General features: G+C 68.1%; 17 protein-coding genes and 1 tRNA gene. 5 read left to right on the forward strand and 13 right to left on the reverse strand.

From position 1 onward, the window contains the following. Positions 1 to 160 precede the first annotated feature (160 nt). On the forward strand, positions 161 to 1,243 hold the full coding sequence (locus tag ACO03V_RS01535; protein WP_423136351.1) for an FUSC family protein: 1,083 nt from the start codon (positions 161 to 163) through the stop codon (positions 1,241 to 1,243). A gap of 71 nt (positions 1,244 to 1,314) precedes the next feature. On the opposite strand, the gene ACO03V_RS01540 is transcribed toward ACO03V_RS01535, so the two are convergent. From ACO03V_RS01540 to ACO03V_RS01595, 12 genes are all read right to left on the reverse strand, one after another. Then, positions 1,315 to 2,124 carry a DUF1206 domain-containing protein gene (locus ACO03V_RS01540; RefSeq protein WP_423136352.1) on the reverse strand — a complete coding sequence of 270 codons (810 nt, stop codon included), beginning with the start codon at positions 2,122 to 2,124 and terminating at the stop codon, positions 1,315 to 1,317. A gap of 4 nt (positions 2,125 to 2,128) precedes the next feature. Then, entirely contained in the window at positions 2,129 to 2,941 is an 813-nt protein-coding gene (locus ACO03V_RS01545) for a phosphatase PAP2 family protein (protein WP_423136353.1), read from the reverse strand. 356 nt (positions 2,942 to 3,297) lie between these two features. After that, the gene (locus ACO03V_RS01550; protein WP_423136354.1) at positions 3,298 to 3,900 is read right to left on the reverse strand and encodes a hypothetical protein; all 603 of its coding nucleotides are present in this window, start codon (positions 3,898 to 3,900) and stop codon (positions 3,298 to 3,300) included. A 359-nt stretch (positions 3,901 to 4,259) separates the two neighbouring features. Beyond that, positions 4,260 to 4,598: a WhiB family transcriptional regulator gene (locus ACO03V_RS01555; RefSeq protein WP_423136355.1), complete on the reverse strand. Its 339-nt coding sequence runs from the start codon at positions 4,596 to 4,598 to the stop codon at positions 4,260 to 4,262. Between the two features lie 275 nt (positions 4,599 to 4,873). Continuing rightward, positions 4,874 to 5,587 (reverse strand): hypothetical protein, encoded by a 714-nt coding sequence (locus ACO03V_RS01560; protein WP_423136356.1) that lies wholly within the window; start codon positions 5,585 to 5,587, stop codon positions 4,874 to 4,876. A gap of 4 nt (positions 5,588 to 5,591) precedes the next feature. Further along, a complete protein-coding gene (locus ACO03V_RS01565) occupies positions 5,592 to 5,777 on the reverse strand; it encodes a hypothetical protein (RefSeq protein WP_423136357.1) in 186 nt (61 codons plus the stop codon). 143 nt (positions 5,778 to 5,920) lie between these two features. Next, complete coding sequence (locus ACO03V_RS01570; RefSeq protein ID WP_423136358.1) at positions 5,921 to 6,496, reverse strand: terminase small subunit; 576 nt, start codon at positions 6,494 to 6,496, stop codon at positions 5,921 to 5,923. Between the two features lie 673 nt (positions 6,497 to 7,169). After that, on the reverse strand, positions 7,170 to 8,342 hold the full coding sequence (locus ACO03V_RS01575) for a phage major capsid protein (RefSeq protein WP_423136359.1): 1,173 nt from the start codon (positions 8,340 to 8,342) through the stop codon (positions 7,170 to 7,172). Positions 8,343 to 8,457: 115 nt separating this feature from the next. Further along, positions 8,458 to 8,688, reverse strand: a complete 231-nt coding sequence (locus tag ACO03V_RS01580) for a hypothetical protein (RefSeq protein ID WP_423136360.1) — start codon at positions 8,686 to 8,688, stop codon at positions 8,458 to 8,460. Positions 8,689 to 8,929: 241 nt separating this feature from the next. Then, positions 8,930 to 9,202, reverse strand: a complete 273-nt coding sequence (locus ACO03V_RS01585; RefSeq protein WP_423136361.1) for a hypothetical protein — start codon at positions 9,200 to 9,202, stop codon at positions 8,930 to 8,932. A 329-nt stretch (positions 9,203 to 9,531) separates the two neighbouring features. Next, complete coding sequence (locus ACO03V_RS01590; protein WP_423136362.1) at positions 9,532 to 9,930, reverse strand: MarR family transcriptional regulator; 399 nt, start codon at positions 9,928 to 9,930, stop codon at positions 9,532 to 9,534. 207 nt (positions 9,931 to 10,137) lie between these two features. Beyond that, a complete protein-coding gene (locus ACO03V_RS01595) occupies positions 10,138 to 10,338 on the reverse strand; it encodes a hypothetical protein (protein WP_314453250.1) in 201 nt (66 codons plus the stop codon). Between the two features lie 88 nt (positions 10,339 to 10,426). Between ACO03V_RS01595 and ACO03V_RS01600 the strand changes: the two genes are divergently transcribed. Together ACO03V_RS01600 and ACO03V_RS01605 are read left to right on the forward strand one after the other, a co-directional pair. Next, a complete protein-coding gene (locus ACO03V_RS01600; RefSeq protein ID WP_423136363.1) occupies positions 10,427 to 10,894 on the forward strand; it encodes a helix-turn-helix domain-containing protein in 468 nt (155 codons plus the stop codon). Continuing rightward, the gene (locus ACO03V_RS01605; RefSeq protein WP_423136364.1) at positions 10,894 to 12,015 is read left to right on the forward strand and encodes a tyrosine-type recombinase/integrase; all 1,122 of its coding nucleotides are present in this window, start codon (positions 10,894 to 10,896) and stop codon (positions 12,013 to 12,015) included. The genes ACO03V_RS01600 and ACO03V_RS01605 overlap by 1 nt, the downstream gene beginning before the upstream one ends. A gap of 52 nt (positions 12,016 to 12,067) precedes the next feature. Here ACO03V_RS01605 and ACO03V_RS01610 read toward each other — a convergent pair. Then, positions 12,068 to 12,157, reverse strand: a tRNA-Ser gene (locus ACO03V_RS01610). Positions 12,158 to 12,446: 289 nt separating this feature from the next. Between ACO03V_RS01610 and ACO03V_RS01615 the strand changes: the two genes are divergently transcribed. Together ACO03V_RS01615 and radA are read left to right on the forward strand one after the other, a co-directional pair. After that, positions 12,447 to 13,397, forward strand: coding sequence for an L-lactate dehydrogenase (locus ACO03V_RS01615; protein ID WP_423136365.1), 951 nt, complete (start codon positions 12,447 to 12,449; stop codon positions 13,395 to 13,397). A 156-nt stretch (positions 13,398 to 13,553) separates the two neighbouring features. Further along, positions 13,554 to 14,918, forward strand: a complete 1,365-nt coding sequence (gene radA, locus ACO03V_RS01620; RefSeq protein ID WP_423136366.1) for a DNA repair protein RadA — start codon at positions 13,554 to 13,556, stop codon at positions 14,916 to 14,918. The last annotated feature ends 337 nt before the right edge of the window (positions 14,919 to 15,255 follow it).

Genomic DNA, 15,255 nt, shown 5'->3' on the forward strand with positions numbered 1-15,255 from the left:
TCGAGGTTCCGGCCTACCCGGCGGACCTGCGAGGTCGAGAGGGGTTGCGATCGGCCCGGGGGCGGCTATCGGCTGCCCGGGATCCCGGCAACCCCCGCGCCGGACGGGGGCCGTTCATCGAGCATGGGATGGTGCTGCTCCTCGTCGTCCGGGCACCGCTGTGACCCCTCGTCCCCTGCTGGACCCCCGTTCTTGGTGGGCCGATGCCGTCACCGGCGAGCGTCTGCTGCTCGCGGGCAAGACGGCCGCGGCGGCCGTTCTGGCCTGGTACCTCGCGCCGCTCGTGCCGCTGGCCTCGAGCGAGTACTCCTATTACGCCCCGCTGGGCGTGCTGGTCAGCATGTACCCCACGGTCGCCCGCTCGGCGATGAGCGGGGCGCAGGCGATCCTCGGTCTCGCCGTCGGGATCGGGCTGGGACTCGGCTCGCTCGCCCTCGTCGGCGCCGGGATGCCGCGCGGTGCGGCCGTCGCCGTCGTGATCGGGCTCGGGGTGCTGCTCTCGGGCGTGCGCGCGCTGGGAGTGGGGCGCGACTGGGTCGCGATCGCCGCCCTGTTCGTGCTGCTGCTGGGCGGCGCGGATCCGGACGGGTACTCGATCTCGTATCTCTTCACGATGGCCTTCGGCGTGCTCGTCGGCGTCGCGGTGAACCTGCTCGTCTTCCCGCCCTTGCGTGTCCGCACCGCCGACCGACGGCTGACGCAGCTGCGCGACGACCTCGTGTCGGACCTCGACGAGATGGCCCGCGCGCTGGCTCACCGGCAGTTCGATCCTCATCGCGCCGGCGCCGCCACGCAGAACCTCGCGCGGACGCTCGACTCCGTCCGGGCGGAGGTAGATGCCTCGGACGAGAGCCGTCGGTACAACCCGCGCGGGCGCGGGGTGCGGGACCAGGGCGCCCTGCACCGGCGCCGACTCGACACCCTCGCCGCGTCCGCGGAGGCGACACGGACCCTGACCGTCGCGTTGACCCGCCTGCTGACCGACGCCGGCGTGGACGCGCGTCTTCCCGGCGGCGCGCGCACCGCGCTGGCCGATGCCATCGCCGCGCAGAGCCGGCTGATCGAGGCCCCTTTCGACGGGTCCGACGGGCCGCTCGCCGAGGCCGCCGACACGCTCGACCGCTACATCGACAGCCTCGGCCGGTCGGAGGTCGCCACGACGGTCGAGACGCTCGACGGATGGGACGCAGCGATCAGCCTGCGGCGCATGACCGAGGCGTCGAGGGAGTTCGCCGGTCGTTGAGAGGGGGCGGGATGCCGCCGGGTGGCATCCATCGTCCTTTTCCTCACATGCGCGTACCGCGCCCGGGCCCTTCACATGCGCGCGTACCGCGCCCGGGCGAAGCAGAAGAGGCCGTAGACGACGAGGCCGACGCCGACGAGCCAGAGCACCACCTGGCCGGAGGGCAGGGCGGCGAGCGACCGCAGTCCGGCGTCGAGGCCGCCGGCCGCCTCGGGATCGTTCTTCAGCGCGGCGACGACGAAGAGCACGCCCGCGACGCCGACCGCGGTGCCCTTGGCGACGTAGCCGACGGTCCCGAAGGTGCGGATGCCGCGTCCGGCCGCCCCGCTCGGGAGGGAGAGGTGCTTCGTAAAGGCCCGCGTGATCCCGCGGATGACGAATGCGACACCGACCGCGGCGACGGCGAGACCGACGAGGACGAGGAGGAAGACGCCCGCGGGGACGGCGAGGAGCCGCGCGCTCAGCGTCTGGGTCGACTCCGCGGAGTCCGATCGCGCGCCCAGCGCGATGCTCAGGGCCGTGCCGGCGATGACGAGATAGGCCACCGCCGTGCCGATGAACTTCGCGCGGTGGCCCCAGGCCTTCTTGGCATCCGGGTCCCGTTCGAGGATCGCCTCGGCGATCTGCCACACGGCGAGCGCGGCGAGTCCGAAAACGACGACCCACAGCAGCAGAGCGCCGGCGGGCGCGTCGTGCACCCGCTGCAGTGCGCCGCTCTGGTCGGCGTTCTCCCCGCCGCCGGCGCCTCCGGTGGCCACGGCGACGGCGACGACGCCGATGAGGAGATGGATCAGGCCGAGGACGACGTAACCGATGCGGGCGGCGACGCGGAACGCGGTGGAGTCCTGGGCCTTGTCGGCGGCGGCGGAGGCGGAGCTCATGGCGTCACGCTAGCGGGGCGGGCGGGAGGTGACGGGAACCGTTGACTTCGGCCGTCGCGCTCGTCTGCCCGGCGGAGCGCAGGGCCCGTCGCTCACGGAACACCTCCACCGCGGACCACACCAGCGTCGCGACGACGATGCCCTCAAGCGCACCCGCGACCACGTCCGACAGCCAATGCGCGTGCAGGTACGTGCGGCTCCACATCATCAGCAGCACCCACACCGTCGCGAGGACCCACACCCACCGTCGCCGCAGGATGAGCGCGAGGGTCACCGCGACGGTCGTCGCCACGGCCGTGTGCCCCGACGGGAACGACGTCGCCATCGTCTCGGCCAGCGACCCGGCGGGCCGGTGGCGGGCGATGACGGCGGCCATCGGCGCCCCGATGGCCACGACGAGGACGATGGATGCCGCCACGTTCACGGCATCCCCGTACCGGCGCCGCACGGCGAACACCGCGATCAGCACGACCCCCGCGACGATCATCCCGATCGTGCCGCCGGCCACCGCCGGCACCCACGCGACGATGACGAGGACCGGATTCGCGAGGTCTGCCATGGCCTCGTCCCACCACAGGTCGGGGGCCAGCGGCTGATGCCCGCCCAGCGCGACGACGAGCCGCAGCACCACGAAGACGACGGTCGCCAGCACGCCGACGGTGAGCGCGACCCCGCGGCGCGCGTCGGCGGCGGGGGTCGGCGCGTCCGTCTCCGGAGCGAACGGCGGTTCCTTTCCGGGCGGGCCGCTGCGCGAGGGCGGCTTCTGCGCGGGCGGGCCGCTGCGCGGGATCGCGGCGTCGGGGGACGAGGCATCCATAGGGAGATTGTGCCCATACGCGTTCCCCGTGTGGAGCCGTTGCGCGGCCGCGCCGATGTCCTCTCGGGGCGCGGTTTCCACGACCGCGGATGCGGCCCGAAGCCGCGCTCGCCTCAGCTCCGCAGGAAAAGCGAAACCCCCGCGGTCCTGAGGCAGGACCCGGGGGTTTCGGTGGCGGTGACGGTGGGATTTGAACCCACATGCCGACCGCGAATTGACAGAGGAAGATCCTCCAAACCGCAGAAATACAGTCAAACTGGCACAGTCTCGATCACTGTGATCAGGCTCATCTCCCGGGAACTGTTGTCAGGATGTTGTCACGACCGAGACCACGCAAGTAACCCAGCGACCAGCGCCTACCAATCCTTCACGACCGCGCACGCTGTCACGAACTCCACATCCTGCATGTCCATGGGTGCTCGTGCGACGTCGATCACCTCGAACCCCGCGGGCTTGTACAGACGCTCGAAGACTGTCTGACGAGCATCCACAACGACGAAGCGGCCCGCTACGAATGAGCGAGCACTGCGAATCACTTGCTTCGCTTCGTCCAGAATCGTTGCTCCGGGAAGCTGAGCCGATGAGTAGTCATCGGAACGGGCAAGCTCGGCGATGCTGTACGCACCTGTTTGTTCGATCGGAATATCGCCGGAGAGCCGTTTACGCGCCGATCTAGTTGCCTGCCCGAGGTTCAGAGCGGTCATCCCGACAGTGAAGAATCCAGCGACGTCGATCGTGTCCTGCACCGCGGTGATGATCACATACGTCCGGCTGTGCCCGTGCGCTTCCCACCTACCGACCTTGGCTCGGGCGAAGGCCTGGAGATGCGGAGACCGCTCGCAGCGAAAGTCCCGCAGCTGCTCCTCAACGCGCTGCGCCAGGTCCTCGTACTTCGGCTGCTTTACGTCAGCGAGCGCGAATACGTCGTAGTCGATCGCATCCGCCGCGGATTGACTCAACGATCGCTGGAGTGATGCGAGCGCACGAGACGCTGGAGCGCGGAAAGGCGCTCGTCAGCAGTCGTGGAAGTGCGCAGGCGCGACGAGAAACCGGGCGAAGCAACGGGCGCGCTTCCGCGCGCGGTCATGTCGGCCAGCTGCGATGCGCCAGCCTCTGAGAGAACGTATGCGCTACCCAGTGCTTCCGAAGCCATGTCGATTTCTCCAGATCGAACGATGCCGCATCAGTGCCACGCGGCGGGACCAGCCGAGAGCGAAAGGGGTGTAACCGCGGCCAGTGAGTAACAAAGTAACACCCCAAACTGGGAACGGTTCGGTGTGAAACCCGAAGGTTCGTCGCTCCGGGTAGGGCTACCCCCCTACCCGAACGGAGGCCAGGACCCAGCTTGCGGCTTGGCTGCAAGCGCGTAGGCCTGACACAGCTTCTGGACAGGGCACGAGGCGCAGATGGCCCGCATCGTCGCGACGTCGTCCTCTGACGGGCGATCGTGTGTAGGCGTCAACACCCTGGCACGACGGTTGCACGTCGCGGAGAGCGTCCTGAAGGGCCGCGAACTCCCCAGCACCACGCATCGGGGCGACGTTCCCCCACGGGTCACCATCGCTTGCCGGTCTGGGCGCTGCACGACGCTGAGGGCCGATCTGAGCGGCTCCCACCGCTCGGAGCGGCACAGATGGCATGACAGCCCTCGACGCATCCTGACGCCGGTCCCGGGCGGTGCGCGCCTGATGCACAGGGTCGGCTTTCATCCGCTCACGCCAGAACGCCAGCAGCGCGTCCTCACGGACCACCCGCCGGCCGTCGACCATCGCGAAGGACAGGCCCATCCGGCGCCAGCGCTTAATCGTCTCGACGTGACTGTTCGTGCGAGCTGCGGCCTGCGCGTACGTGAGGAATCGTGGCATTGGGTCCGCCTTCCGTGCGGTGCCCCGATCATCACACGCTGCCGGAGTGAACGGGAAGAATGCCTAACTACCAGCGGAAGAGGACCCCGGCGCCCTCCGATCGGAGAGGTTCAGCCGGCGCCTCGACCCTCCACCCGTGTTTGCGCAGCACCTCGGCAGCCTCCGCCTGCAAGTCGCGAACCGTAGAGCGGAACTGCATGCGCCGCCACTGCTCGCGACCGGTCCGAATAGCATCGGACCAGCCGTCTTTGTGATCGACGCCGAATTCACGCACTAGGAATTCCAGGACATCCTCGACGCAGGGACGAAACCGTTCACCGCCGACAGGAAAGTGCAGTGATGACAACTCATGCGGTTTCCGCACCGCGTCCGGACGCACCGCGTGTGCCCGCCCCAAGAGGTGAGACAAGGCGCCGCGGTCGGCGTGAACATGCCAGTGGGCAAGGGGAGCGCTGGCTGTCACTTTCGCGTCGAATTCGTAACGAACAAGTGGCGTGCGGTCGAGCGTAGAATTCACAGCCAGCTTGACGAGCCAAGCTTTTAAATAGCTTTTCGAGCTGTCCAAACCGAGGTGCACCTGAACCGACAACGAGGCGAGAGCGTCGCCATCAACCATCAGCGGGATACGTTGCGTCGCCGCTGAGTCACCGTCCGCGCGAATAACGAACCGCTCGCCGTGAGATATGGAAACCATCTGGAATTCACCGGGCAGAACGCCCGTGATGGTTTCTTGCATCTGCTGCGCAAATTCGGCAGCTCTGCGGCGTAGCTCAGTCGTCACAACGTCAGTCGTCGGCGCCCAGCAGGAACCCGATTTCTTCGAGTTCCTCTTTAGCTTCCCATTCATCGCTAGACAGGCTGCGTGTCGCGCGGGTCTCAGCGAAACCCGCCTCATCCGTCCCGATTCGACGCAGAACGGCTGCGCGACGCTCCAAAAGCGTTCTGCGAGACATCTCGATCGTGGGTGCCATGATGACCTCCTGGGTTCTGGTTTCACAGTAAACCAGGGGGCTACGACATGCCCCGTTCGAGTCTCGTGTTTGATGGGGGGTTTCTACCCCAATTTTCGGCGCGGCCCTGCGGGGACCCGTCCGCCGTCACAGGCGAGGTGTTGCTAGGGCTTCTTCACCGGACGCTGCGGCAGCTCAGACACGTTCGCGGGCAAGGGTGCGGCCGCGGACTCGATGACGTCGCCGACTGTCTGCGTCTGTAGCTGCGCCGACCGCAACTCGAACTTCATGCGCACAACCGGCGTCAGCCCCAGACGATCGAGCAAGCCGGTGAGCTGACCGGCGACGCGCAACGCCAAGGCATCGTCAGCCATGTGATCGGCGTAATCGAACTCCCGGGCCAGGATCCGTGCGAGATTCACCGCCGCACCGTCCGAGTCCTTCAGCCACCGCGCCGCGGCAATCGACGCCTCCAGGGCATCCCGCGCCGTCCGAGGAGCATTCGTCACCGCATCGACGCGCGCAGCCTGTCGACTCGCGTCACGCTCCGCACGAACCCCCGCACGACGCTCCGCCGCCCACTTCCGCTGATATTCGCGGCGCTCAGCCTCACTCCGAGCCATCACACACCTCCCGGAATGACTGTCGACGTCGACAACGCCCAGTTTGCGAACAGCCAGGTGGGGGAAACAGAAGCCGGTGGATTGGTGTCGGTGTGCGGGTGCCAGGGATTCGGACACCCCTTCCCTTCGTGGTGTCGTCGGTGCCGCGCGGACGCTCTCGCTCCGCTGTCACGCGCCGTTCTCGCGGCCTGTACGTGTCCCCGTGGCGCCGCGCTGCGTCGGGTGCTGTCTGTCGTCGCATCGTCGTCTCTCTACCTCTGTGCGTCTCGTGGTTCTTGTCGCCTGTCGTCTTCGTGCTCATGGTGTTCCTCTGCCCGATGCGCCTCTCGTCCTCGTCCCTCTTCGCTTCCTCGCGATCCGGGATCTGCGGGTTGCACCTCATCCCTTCGCGGGTGCTCGTGTCTCCGGTGCTGTGCGCTGATCCCCGCGGCGTTCGCGAGTCTCGGTAGCCGTGAGCCATCGAAAGCCTTCTCGCACTCGCTGCCGCCGTTGCACCGCAGGAGCTGCCACCGGCCGGCAGCCCGAGCGCCGGATGTGAATCGCCCGTTCGCTTCTCCGATCCACGTTCAGACGGATCGTCACGGCCGAGGCAGTCCGCAGTCCGTGCCCGAGCCGCGGCGGCGCCGGTCCTGAAGATGGCCCCCGGGTGCAGAAAGGGGCCGGCGGGAGAAGCGCCGGCCCCTTCTGGGCGGGTAGGGGACTGGAACCCGTTCCCGCATCCACAGGCCAAGGAGAGAGGCCTGCATTCCCGTCCGACTGGTGGATATCAAGCACCCGGACGTGAGGTGTGTCACGGTGCGGTCAGAACGAACCGTGCGAAGGCATTCGGGCGTTCGACCTTCAGCGTGTAGCGGCCCTCAACGCGGAGACGGAACTGGTTGCGGTTAAACAGGTCACCCGAGGTGTCGACGTCCACGCGGTCGGTGTCGCGGGTGACGAGTTCGAGGGTCGTGAAGTCGCCCACGAGGCCGGTGCCGATCGCGATCGCGGTCGAGGTAACCACGGGCAGATCATGGAGGAGGTACGTGCCGCCCTCCTCACCTTCGTTCGCGGGGTTCTTTGCGAGACGGGCGAGGGTGATCGCCTCCCAGTCGATCGGGTTGAGCACGTACGCGGTCGAGGGGGTGCCGCCGACCTCATCGACCTTCGTCTTCGCCTTCAGCGACGTCTCCAGGCGGAAGTCGAGTCCCGCCACGGTGTTGCTGCGCGCCTGCGTCTGGATGCCGGAGGTGTTGAGGATGCCGGTGAAGTTCTCACCCACGCCGTCGCCGGCAACCACGAGATCCTCGACGGCGGTGATGACGGCCTGACCGAGCTGCACGCGCAGGATGTTCTCCAGCGAGCGGAAGTCGGTGAGGTAGCGGACAGGCAGCGGCTCCGAGAGGATCGCGATGGTCCGAAGCCGATCCTCGATGTCGGTGAAGGTTGCTACGCCCGTGGGCTTCAGAGCGCCGTCCGCAACGGCGGCGGCGCCGGTCGGGCGGACGGTCTGACGCAGGTACTGCACCGCAGCGCCGCTGATTCCGTCGGCGGGACGGTCGCGCCCCGGGATGAGATCAAGCACCGAGTGAGGGCGAGCGGGGATCTCGCCCGGCTCCCCGATGATGGCAGGAACGTCGATGGAACCGGCGACAAGCGCCTTCTGCCCCTGGCTGCCGGCAATGTTCCGAAGGATGCCGTCGGCTTCCTTCGCCCAGGACGCCGAGCGACGCGCCTTGTACCCGCGGCCGGCGGGCTTCCCCGCCTTCGAGCCGAGCGAACCGTTCAGGCCTTCGAGCGCGGCCTTCACCGCATCCGAGCCGGCCGCGGCGTCGAGCTGCGACCGCAGGCCCTTTGCAGCCTTGACGTGCGTGTCGGCGTCAGAGACCTCGGCGTCGGTCAGCTCGCGGCCAGCCTTCTCAGCGGTGTCGAAGATTGCCTGCGCCTTCTGAAGTTCAGCGGCGATCTGTTCCTTGATGTTCACAAGATTCCTTTGTTCGGTATCGGTCGACCAGTGGGTCGGTGATGCGATCCGAGCACGATTTCAGTCGTTAGAGATCATGTTGCTCAACAAAATTGGAATGTCAAGCGCATATCGCTCAGCGTGTCGGCAATCGCCGCGCCAGGGCTTCAGCCGTCGCGACGTCGGAACCAACCTCGGCTATCCGCTTCAGCAGCGCGTCGACGGTCACGTTTACCTCGTGGCGGTGGATCCATTCCGCGGCGGCGAGGCGCTGGAGATAGGCGACCTCGTCGGCTGCACTGATGGCGCCGCTCTCGTCGGCGACATGGTCCGGCCGTCGCCACGGCGAGGCGAACGGCGACGTCATGAAACGCCCTCGCTCTCCGGTGTCACGCGCTGATCTGAAGCGTCAGGATCCCCCCCGGCTCCGCTGATCCGGCCTGACACGCCGAACGCGTCCTGACGGGCCAGCAGACCCCCGATCGAGACGGGTCGGCGTCGGCGCAGGATCCCCCGCTCATCCGCGATCGACGGGTCAGGCGCAGGACCACGGCTGACGATCGTGATGCCGGCGGGCAAAGTCGGCTCGGACGGCTCGTCGGCGGCGCTCACGACTCGCCCCGCTCGTTCTCCGCTGCACGAAGCTGCGCGAGCGTGGTGCGCAGGAAGATCCCAGCCTTCTCGCGCCCCATCGTCGCCGACAAAACGTCCACAAGCTGCTTCGCCGCGACGAGCAGCAGATTCGAGACGGACTCCTGCCGATCATCGTTGCCGGCGGCGTTAATGGCGTCTGCGGCCATAGCGTCGTCGCCGTCGAGGACCGCGACAGCGAGCTGCGCAGCGCGCGCATGGTCGATGGCGGGGATGTAGTTCAGGTCCATGGTGTTCTCCTTCTGCGAGCGGCGCTCGCGCGTACCGGGGTCACCTCTCTGGCGACCACAGGCGAATCGTTCTTGTTCAGACGGCCGACGAGGGAAGTCGAGTCCTCGCGAACTCTCTCGTCATCAGCCAGCGGCCGCGGGAGCGGTCGCAATAGCGAGCAGACGATCGACGTGACGATGCGGGTCACGTCGACCTCAGGGATCTCCCCCTCCGCCCCCAGGGGAACCGTCACCGCGAGCGGCGACGATCAGCGTTCAGAGTTGGATCGAACACAGCGGAGCGAAGCGCAGCGGCGAGCGCCCGGGAGGGCGCGCAAAGCCGCGGCAGGCTATTGACCGGAGATCTTCTTCCCTCCAGCAATGTGAGTTGACATGTCGATGACGTTCGACTTGCCCCGCAAAGTTGACATGTTGAGCGGGGTTGACATGTCGTCTGAGTTGACAAGTTTGAGGTTGGCCGTGTCTCCGAACCGGTATCGCGTCGCACGCCCCTGACGACCTGGCTCGTGCTCGATGAGCATGCCCCGCGCACGGAGCCGACTCTGTGCCTTATTGACCCACTGCCGGGAGACGCGGAGGTCGCGAGCGAGGTCCGTTTGCGTTCTCCAGGCGACGCCGTCCTTGCCGACGTGATCGAGAAGCGCGAGCATGACCAGCGCCTCAGTGTTGGTGAGCTGGTACTGCCCGATCCCTCCTCGCAGCAACCAGCGTGACGAGATCTGCGCCACACGCTCAGCCCTCCTTCTTGCGCTGCTCGATCAATGCGACGTCGCGACGGCATGCCGCGAGCATCTCCCACGACCTCGCGAACGCGCCGGCCACGAGCGCCACGGTCCGATCGCTCGCGTCGACTGCGGGGCGGTTAAGATTGGCGGGTCGCGATTTCGTCGTCTCGGCGTGGGCCGTCCGGGCATCAACCGGGCGGCTTCTCTCATTCATGCGCTCACCGCCGCGGTGGAGGTGCGCTCGCTGGATTCCAGCCACTCGATCACGTCGGCCTCGCGGTAGAGCACCTTCTTGGGCGTGGGCTTCAGAAACTTCGGGCCGGTGCCGGTGAAGCGGAGCTGCGCCAGCCCCGCCTTAGTGATGCCGGGGATGATCTCGCAGACCTGTTCCGGCGTGAGGTACTTCGTCATGCTGCTTCGCTCCATCTTGTATCGATTTGAGTTTAGGTTTTCTAAATCGTGATCGAACGATAGCACGTGGTCCGGTACAGTCAGCCACGTGCCTTCAGATTCGAAACCCCCAACCGGCCTGACCGTCGCCGCAAATATCCGGCGCATCCGCCAGCACCGCCGGATGCGTCTCGAAGACGTGGCAAGCTTGCTCGCGTTCCACGGTCGGCCGATCGGGAAGGCAACGCTTTCCCTCATCGAGAATGGTCAGAGACGCGTCGACGTCGACGACCTCATGGCGTTCGCTCGGGTGCTACGCGTGACACCCGTCGACCTTCTCGTACCACCAGCGTTCCCTGAGGGTCACACCGTCGTCGCGATGACCGGCTTCCCAAAGGTCGACCGCGCCACGATCGGCCCCTGGATCCGCCACGAGGAACCGCTACAGATCGCTGACGACGTGCCAGGACTCATCGACGTCACGGCGGACGACTGGCTCGGGCACTATCGGGTCGACGCGCGACAGCTTGGCATCGCCCCCGCCTCCGACGACTTCCCGGCCCGGGAGAACATCTAATGGGATCCGTCCACGCCTACTCGACGTCAGCGGGCGAACGCCGCTACCGCATCGCATACAGACGCCCTGACAACACGCAAACTAGCGAGCGCGGCTTCACTCGCAAACGGGACGCGGAACTCCGGCTCGCGGAAGTCGAGGTGTCGAAGGCCAAGGGCGACTACGTCAACCCGTCCGACGCGCAGGCCACCGTCGCCACAATCGCGACGCCGTGGCTCGCCGGCCGCGAACACGTCATGAAAGCCTCGTCGTACCGGTCACTCGTAAGCGCCTGGCATACCCACGTCGAGCCGAAATGGGGCGCGCGCCGCCTCGGGTCCCTGAAGTACTCCGAGGTCGAGACATGGGTGGCCGAACTCACCCGGGACCGGTCCGCGACGACCGTGCTGCGCGCATACGGGGTGCTGGCCGCCATCCTCGATGTCGCAGTGAAGGACAAGCGGATCAGCCGTAACGTCGCCCGAGGCGTCACGCTCCCCCGGAAGGTCGCGAAGTCGAAGCCGTACCTCACACACCGCCAGGTGGACGCCTTGGCGACGGCGTCCGCGCACCCCACGCTGGTGACATTCCTCGCGTACACCGGGCTGCGATGGGGCGAAGCTACCGCGCTGCGCCTCCGACACATCGACACGCTCAGACGCCGCGTCGCTGTAGAGGAGAACGCCGTCATGGTCGGGACCGTGATCCACGTCGGCACCCCGAAAACTCATGAGACGCGCTCCGTGCCATACCCGGCGTTCCTGGCCCTGTCCATCGCGCAGCTCTGCGAGGGGAAGGGCCGGGATGCTCTGCTGTTCGGCGACGGTCAGCTTCACATGCGACTGCCGAACAGTCGGGATGGGTGGTTCGCTGCGGCCGTACGCCGTGCCGTCGAGGCAGATGGGGATATCCCACGCGTCACCCCGCATGACTTACGGCATACGGCGGCGTCGCTGGCGATCAGCTCGGGTGCGAACGTCAAGGCCGTGCAACGGATGCTCGGCCACGCCTCCGCGAGCATGACGCTCGACACGTACGCCGACCTCTTCGATGACGATCTGGACGGGGTTGCCTCATCGCTCGATGAGGCCCGGCGTGCGGCGGGTGTTGTCACTTTGTTGTCACGGGACGTTGGGACCTAACAACGAAGGCCCCGATCTCCGCGTAATTCCGCGGTAGTCGGGGCCTTCGTGGTGGCGGTGACGGTGGGATTTGAACCCACGGTAGGGGTGAACCTACACAACATTTCGAGTGTTGCACCTTCGGCCGCTCGGACACGTCACCGCCGACTAGCTTACGACAACCCGCGGCCCGCCGCGAATCGGGCGGTCCCCCCGCGGCCGGCCGTCGCCGCGGGTACCGGCCGGGGCTCGCCGAACTCCGGAGAACCGGCGCGTCCGACCTGAAACCTGCGCCGCACGGCCCCGGAATCGCGGCAAATTCCGGAGCCCGGCACACCGGAACTCAGGAGTTGAGCGACCCGTCGGGCGCGAGCCGTGACCCCTGGCATCCGTTCATCCACCGTCGAACGACCCCGCTGGATGCCGTTCTCCCCCGCTGCCAGGATCGAGCCATGAGCGTGATCGAGAACTCGAAGCTGACGGTCGTGGGCGCGGGCAGCGTCGGGGCGAGCGTCGCGTACGCGGCGCTCATCCGCGGCTCGGCCCGGCACGTCGCGCTCTACGACATCGCGACGGAGAAGGTCGAGGCCGAGGTGCTCGACCTCGCGCACGGCACGCAGTTCACCGGGTCGAGCGACATCGTCGGAGGCAGCGACGTCGCCGTCGCCGAGGGCTCCCACGTCGTCGTCATCACGGCCGGCGCGAAGCAGAACCCAGGTGAGACGCGCACCGAGCTCGCCGCCACCAACGCCGCCATCCTGCGCGACATGATGCCGCAGCTGCTCGAGGTCGCCCCCCACGCGATCTACGTCATCGTCACCAACCCCTGCGATGTGCTCACCGTGCTCGCGCAGGAGGCGACAGGGCTGCCCGCCGCGCGCATCTTCGCGTCCGGGACGGTGCTGGACACGTCCCGCCTCCGCTGGAAGCTCGCGCAGCGCGCGGGCGTCGCCACCTCGAGCGTGCACGCGTGGATCGTCGGCGAGCACGGCGACACGGAGTTCCCGCTGTGGTCGACGGCGACGATCGGCTCGGTCCCCATCACGGAGTTCGACCTCCCCGGCGGCGGACGCTTCGACCAGGACGAATTGGATGCCATCGCGATCGACGTCCGCGACGCCGCGTACAAGGTCATCCAGGGCAAGGGCGCGACCAACTACGCCATCGGCCTGTCGAGCGCGCGCATCGTGGAGGCCGTCCTCCGCGACGAGCACGCGATCCTGCCCGTCAGCACGGTGCTCCAGGGTTTCCAGGGCATCGACGGGATGGCGCTCTCCGTCCCCTCGATCGTCAGCGCATCGGGCGCGGTGCCGCTGGCCGGCACGCCGTTCTCCGACGCCGAGCGCACCCTCCTGCACCGCTCCGCCGCGGCGCTGACGTCCGTGGCGTCCTCGCTGCGCTGAGGTTCCGCCCCCGCTTCTGGCCGAGAAACGCTCTCTGCACCGAGAAACGCCGTCACCCCGCGTTTCTCGGGGCAGGGAGCGTTTCTCGATGGGGCCGGAGAGGGGATGCCACCACCTCGCGCCGGCGATGTCGGAGGGGCCGCGTAGCCTGGGCGCATGGCATCCCGTCGTCCCGTCACCGCCGCTCCCTACCGGTGCACCGAGTGCGGCTGGACGACCCTCAAGTGGGTCGGCCGGTGCGGCGAATGCCAGCAGTGGGGCACCGTCGTCGAGGCTGCGGAGCAGACCGGCATCACCCGCTCGGTCACGCCCGTCGCACCGGGTGCGGCGGGGGCGGCGCGGCGCATCACCGAGATCGACACGCAGGACGCACCCCGACGCACGAGCGGGGTCGGCGAGTTCGACCGCGTGCTCGGGGGCGGCGTCGTCCCGGGAGCGGCGATCCTCCTGAGCGGCGAGCCGGGCGTCGGCAAGTCGACGCTGCTGCTGGAGGTCGCGGCGCAGAGTGCACGGGCGGGCCGTCGGGTCCTATATGCGAGCGGCGAGGAGTCCGCCGCGCAGGTGCGGCTGCGCGCCGAACGGACGGGGGCGTTGCACGACGAGCTGTTCCTCGCCTCAGAGACCGACCTCGCCACCATCCTCGGCCACATCGACGAGGTCCAGCCGGAGCTGCTCATCGTCGACTCCGTCCAGACGGTGTCGTCCGGTCTGAGCGACGGCGCCGCCGGCCAGCCGAGTCAGGTGCGGGAGGTGGCATCCACTCTCATCCGTGTCGCGAAGGAGCGCGGGCTGCCCGTCATCATCGTCGGGCACGTGACCAAGGACGGGTCCATCGCCGGTCCGCGGATCCTCGAGCACCTCGTCGACGTGGTGTGCCACTTCGAGGGCGACCGGCAGACGTCGCTGCGGTTCGTCCGCGCGCTCAAGAACCGCTTCGGCCCCACCGACGAGGTCGGCTGCTTCGACATGACCGGCAGCGGCATCGCCGAGGTGTCCGATCCGAGTGCTCTGTTCCTCGGACACGGCGACCCCGAGCCGGGCACATGCGTCACGATCGCCATGGAGGGCCGCCGCGCCCTGCCAGTCGAGGTGCAGGCTCTCGCCGTCAAGCAGACGGCCCCGAACCCCCGGCGCATCGTGAACGGCGTCGATGCATCACGCGTGGCCATGGTGCTCGCCGTGCTCGAGAGCCGGGTGGGCGTCTCGCTCGCCGACAAGGACGTGTACGTGTCGACCGTCGGCGGGGTGCGGCTGGTCGAGCCGGCCGCGGACCTCGCCATCGCCATCGCCGTCGCCAACGCCGTCAAGGGACGGGTCGTGTCGAAGCGGTTGGCCGCGATCGGCGAGCTGACCCTGACCGGCGAGATCCGCAACGTCACCCACGCCCCGCAGCGGGCGTCCGAGGCGGCGCGCCTCGGGTACCACACCGTCCTCGACTCGTCGTCGAAGAAGCTCGCCCGCGCGCTGAACGAGCTGCAGGCACGCGGCCTGCCCCGCGAGGCGGAGCAGCCGGGGTTCTGACCTCGGGTGTGACCACCCCTCCGCCGCACGTCCTCCTCCGCCGCCCGACGGCGCGGTAGAAGCACGCTCTGCGGCGGCGCCGGCGGGGCTGTGCCGGCGAAGAGATGGTGGCGACGGGAGGAGATGTCGCGAAGGGAGGACCCCTGCGGCATCCATCCCCCTCCGCCGCCCACATCTCCTCCGCTCCCCGCGGACGTCGCGGCGGGACGCGGCGGGAGCGAGGCGCCGGCGAGCTGTGGCGGCGAAGAGATGGCAGCGAAGGGAGGAGATGTCGCGAAGGGAGGACCCCTGCGGCATCCATCCCCCTCCGCCGCCCACATCTCCTCCGCTCCCCGCG

Source organism: Microbacterium sp. HMH0099 (assembly GCF_049384025.1).
Classification (GTDB): domain Bacteria; phylum Actinomycetota; class Actinomycetes; order Actinomycetales; family Microbacteriaceae; genus Microbacterium.

What these genes read in the sequence shown, in the direction of transcription:
- ACO03V_RS01540 (WP_423136352.1), bottom strand. Translation starts at nt 2,124, where the DNA reads ATGAGCTCCGCCTCCGCCGCCGCCGACAAGGCCCAGGACTCCACCGCG.
- ACO03V_RS01605 (WP_423136364.1), top strand. Translation starts at nt 10,894, where the DNA reads ATGGGATCCGTCCACGCCTACTCGACGTCAGCGGGCGAACGCCGCTAC.
- ACO03V_RS01595 (WP_314453250.1), bottom strand. Translation starts at nt 10,338, where the DNA reads ATGACGAAGTACCTCACGCCGGAACAGGTCTGCGAGATCATCCCCGGC.
- ACO03V_RS01555 (WP_423136355.1), bottom strand. Translation starts at nt 4,598, where the DNA reads ATGCGTCGAGGGCTGTCATGCCATCTGTGCCGCTCCGAGCGGTGGGAG.
- ACO03V_RS01580 (WP_423136360.1), bottom strand. Translation starts at nt 8,688, where the DNA reads ATGACGTCGCCGTTCGCCTCGCCGTGGCGACGGCCGGACCATGTCGCC.
- ACO03V_RS01545 (WP_423136353.1), bottom strand. Translation starts at nt 2,941, where the DNA reads ATGGATGCCTCGTCCCCCGACGCCGCGATCCCGCGCAGCGGCCCGCCC.
- ACO03V_RS01615 (WP_423136365.1), top strand. Translation starts at nt 12,447, where the DNA reads ATGAGCGTGATCGAGAACTCGAAGCTGACGGTCGTGGGCGCGGGCAGC.
- ACO03V_RS01585 (WP_423136361.1), bottom strand. Translation starts at nt 9,202, where the DNA reads ATGGACCTGAACTACATCCCCGCCATCGACCATGCGCGCGCTGCGCAG.
- radA (WP_423136366.1), top strand. Translation starts at nt 13,554, where the DNA reads ATGGCATCCCGTCGTCCCGTCACCGCCGCTCCCTACCGGTGCACCGAG.
- ACO03V_RS01565 (WP_423136357.1), bottom strand. Translation starts at nt 5,777, where the DNA reads ATGGCACCCACGATCGAGATGTCTCGCAGAACGCTTTTGGAGCGTCGC.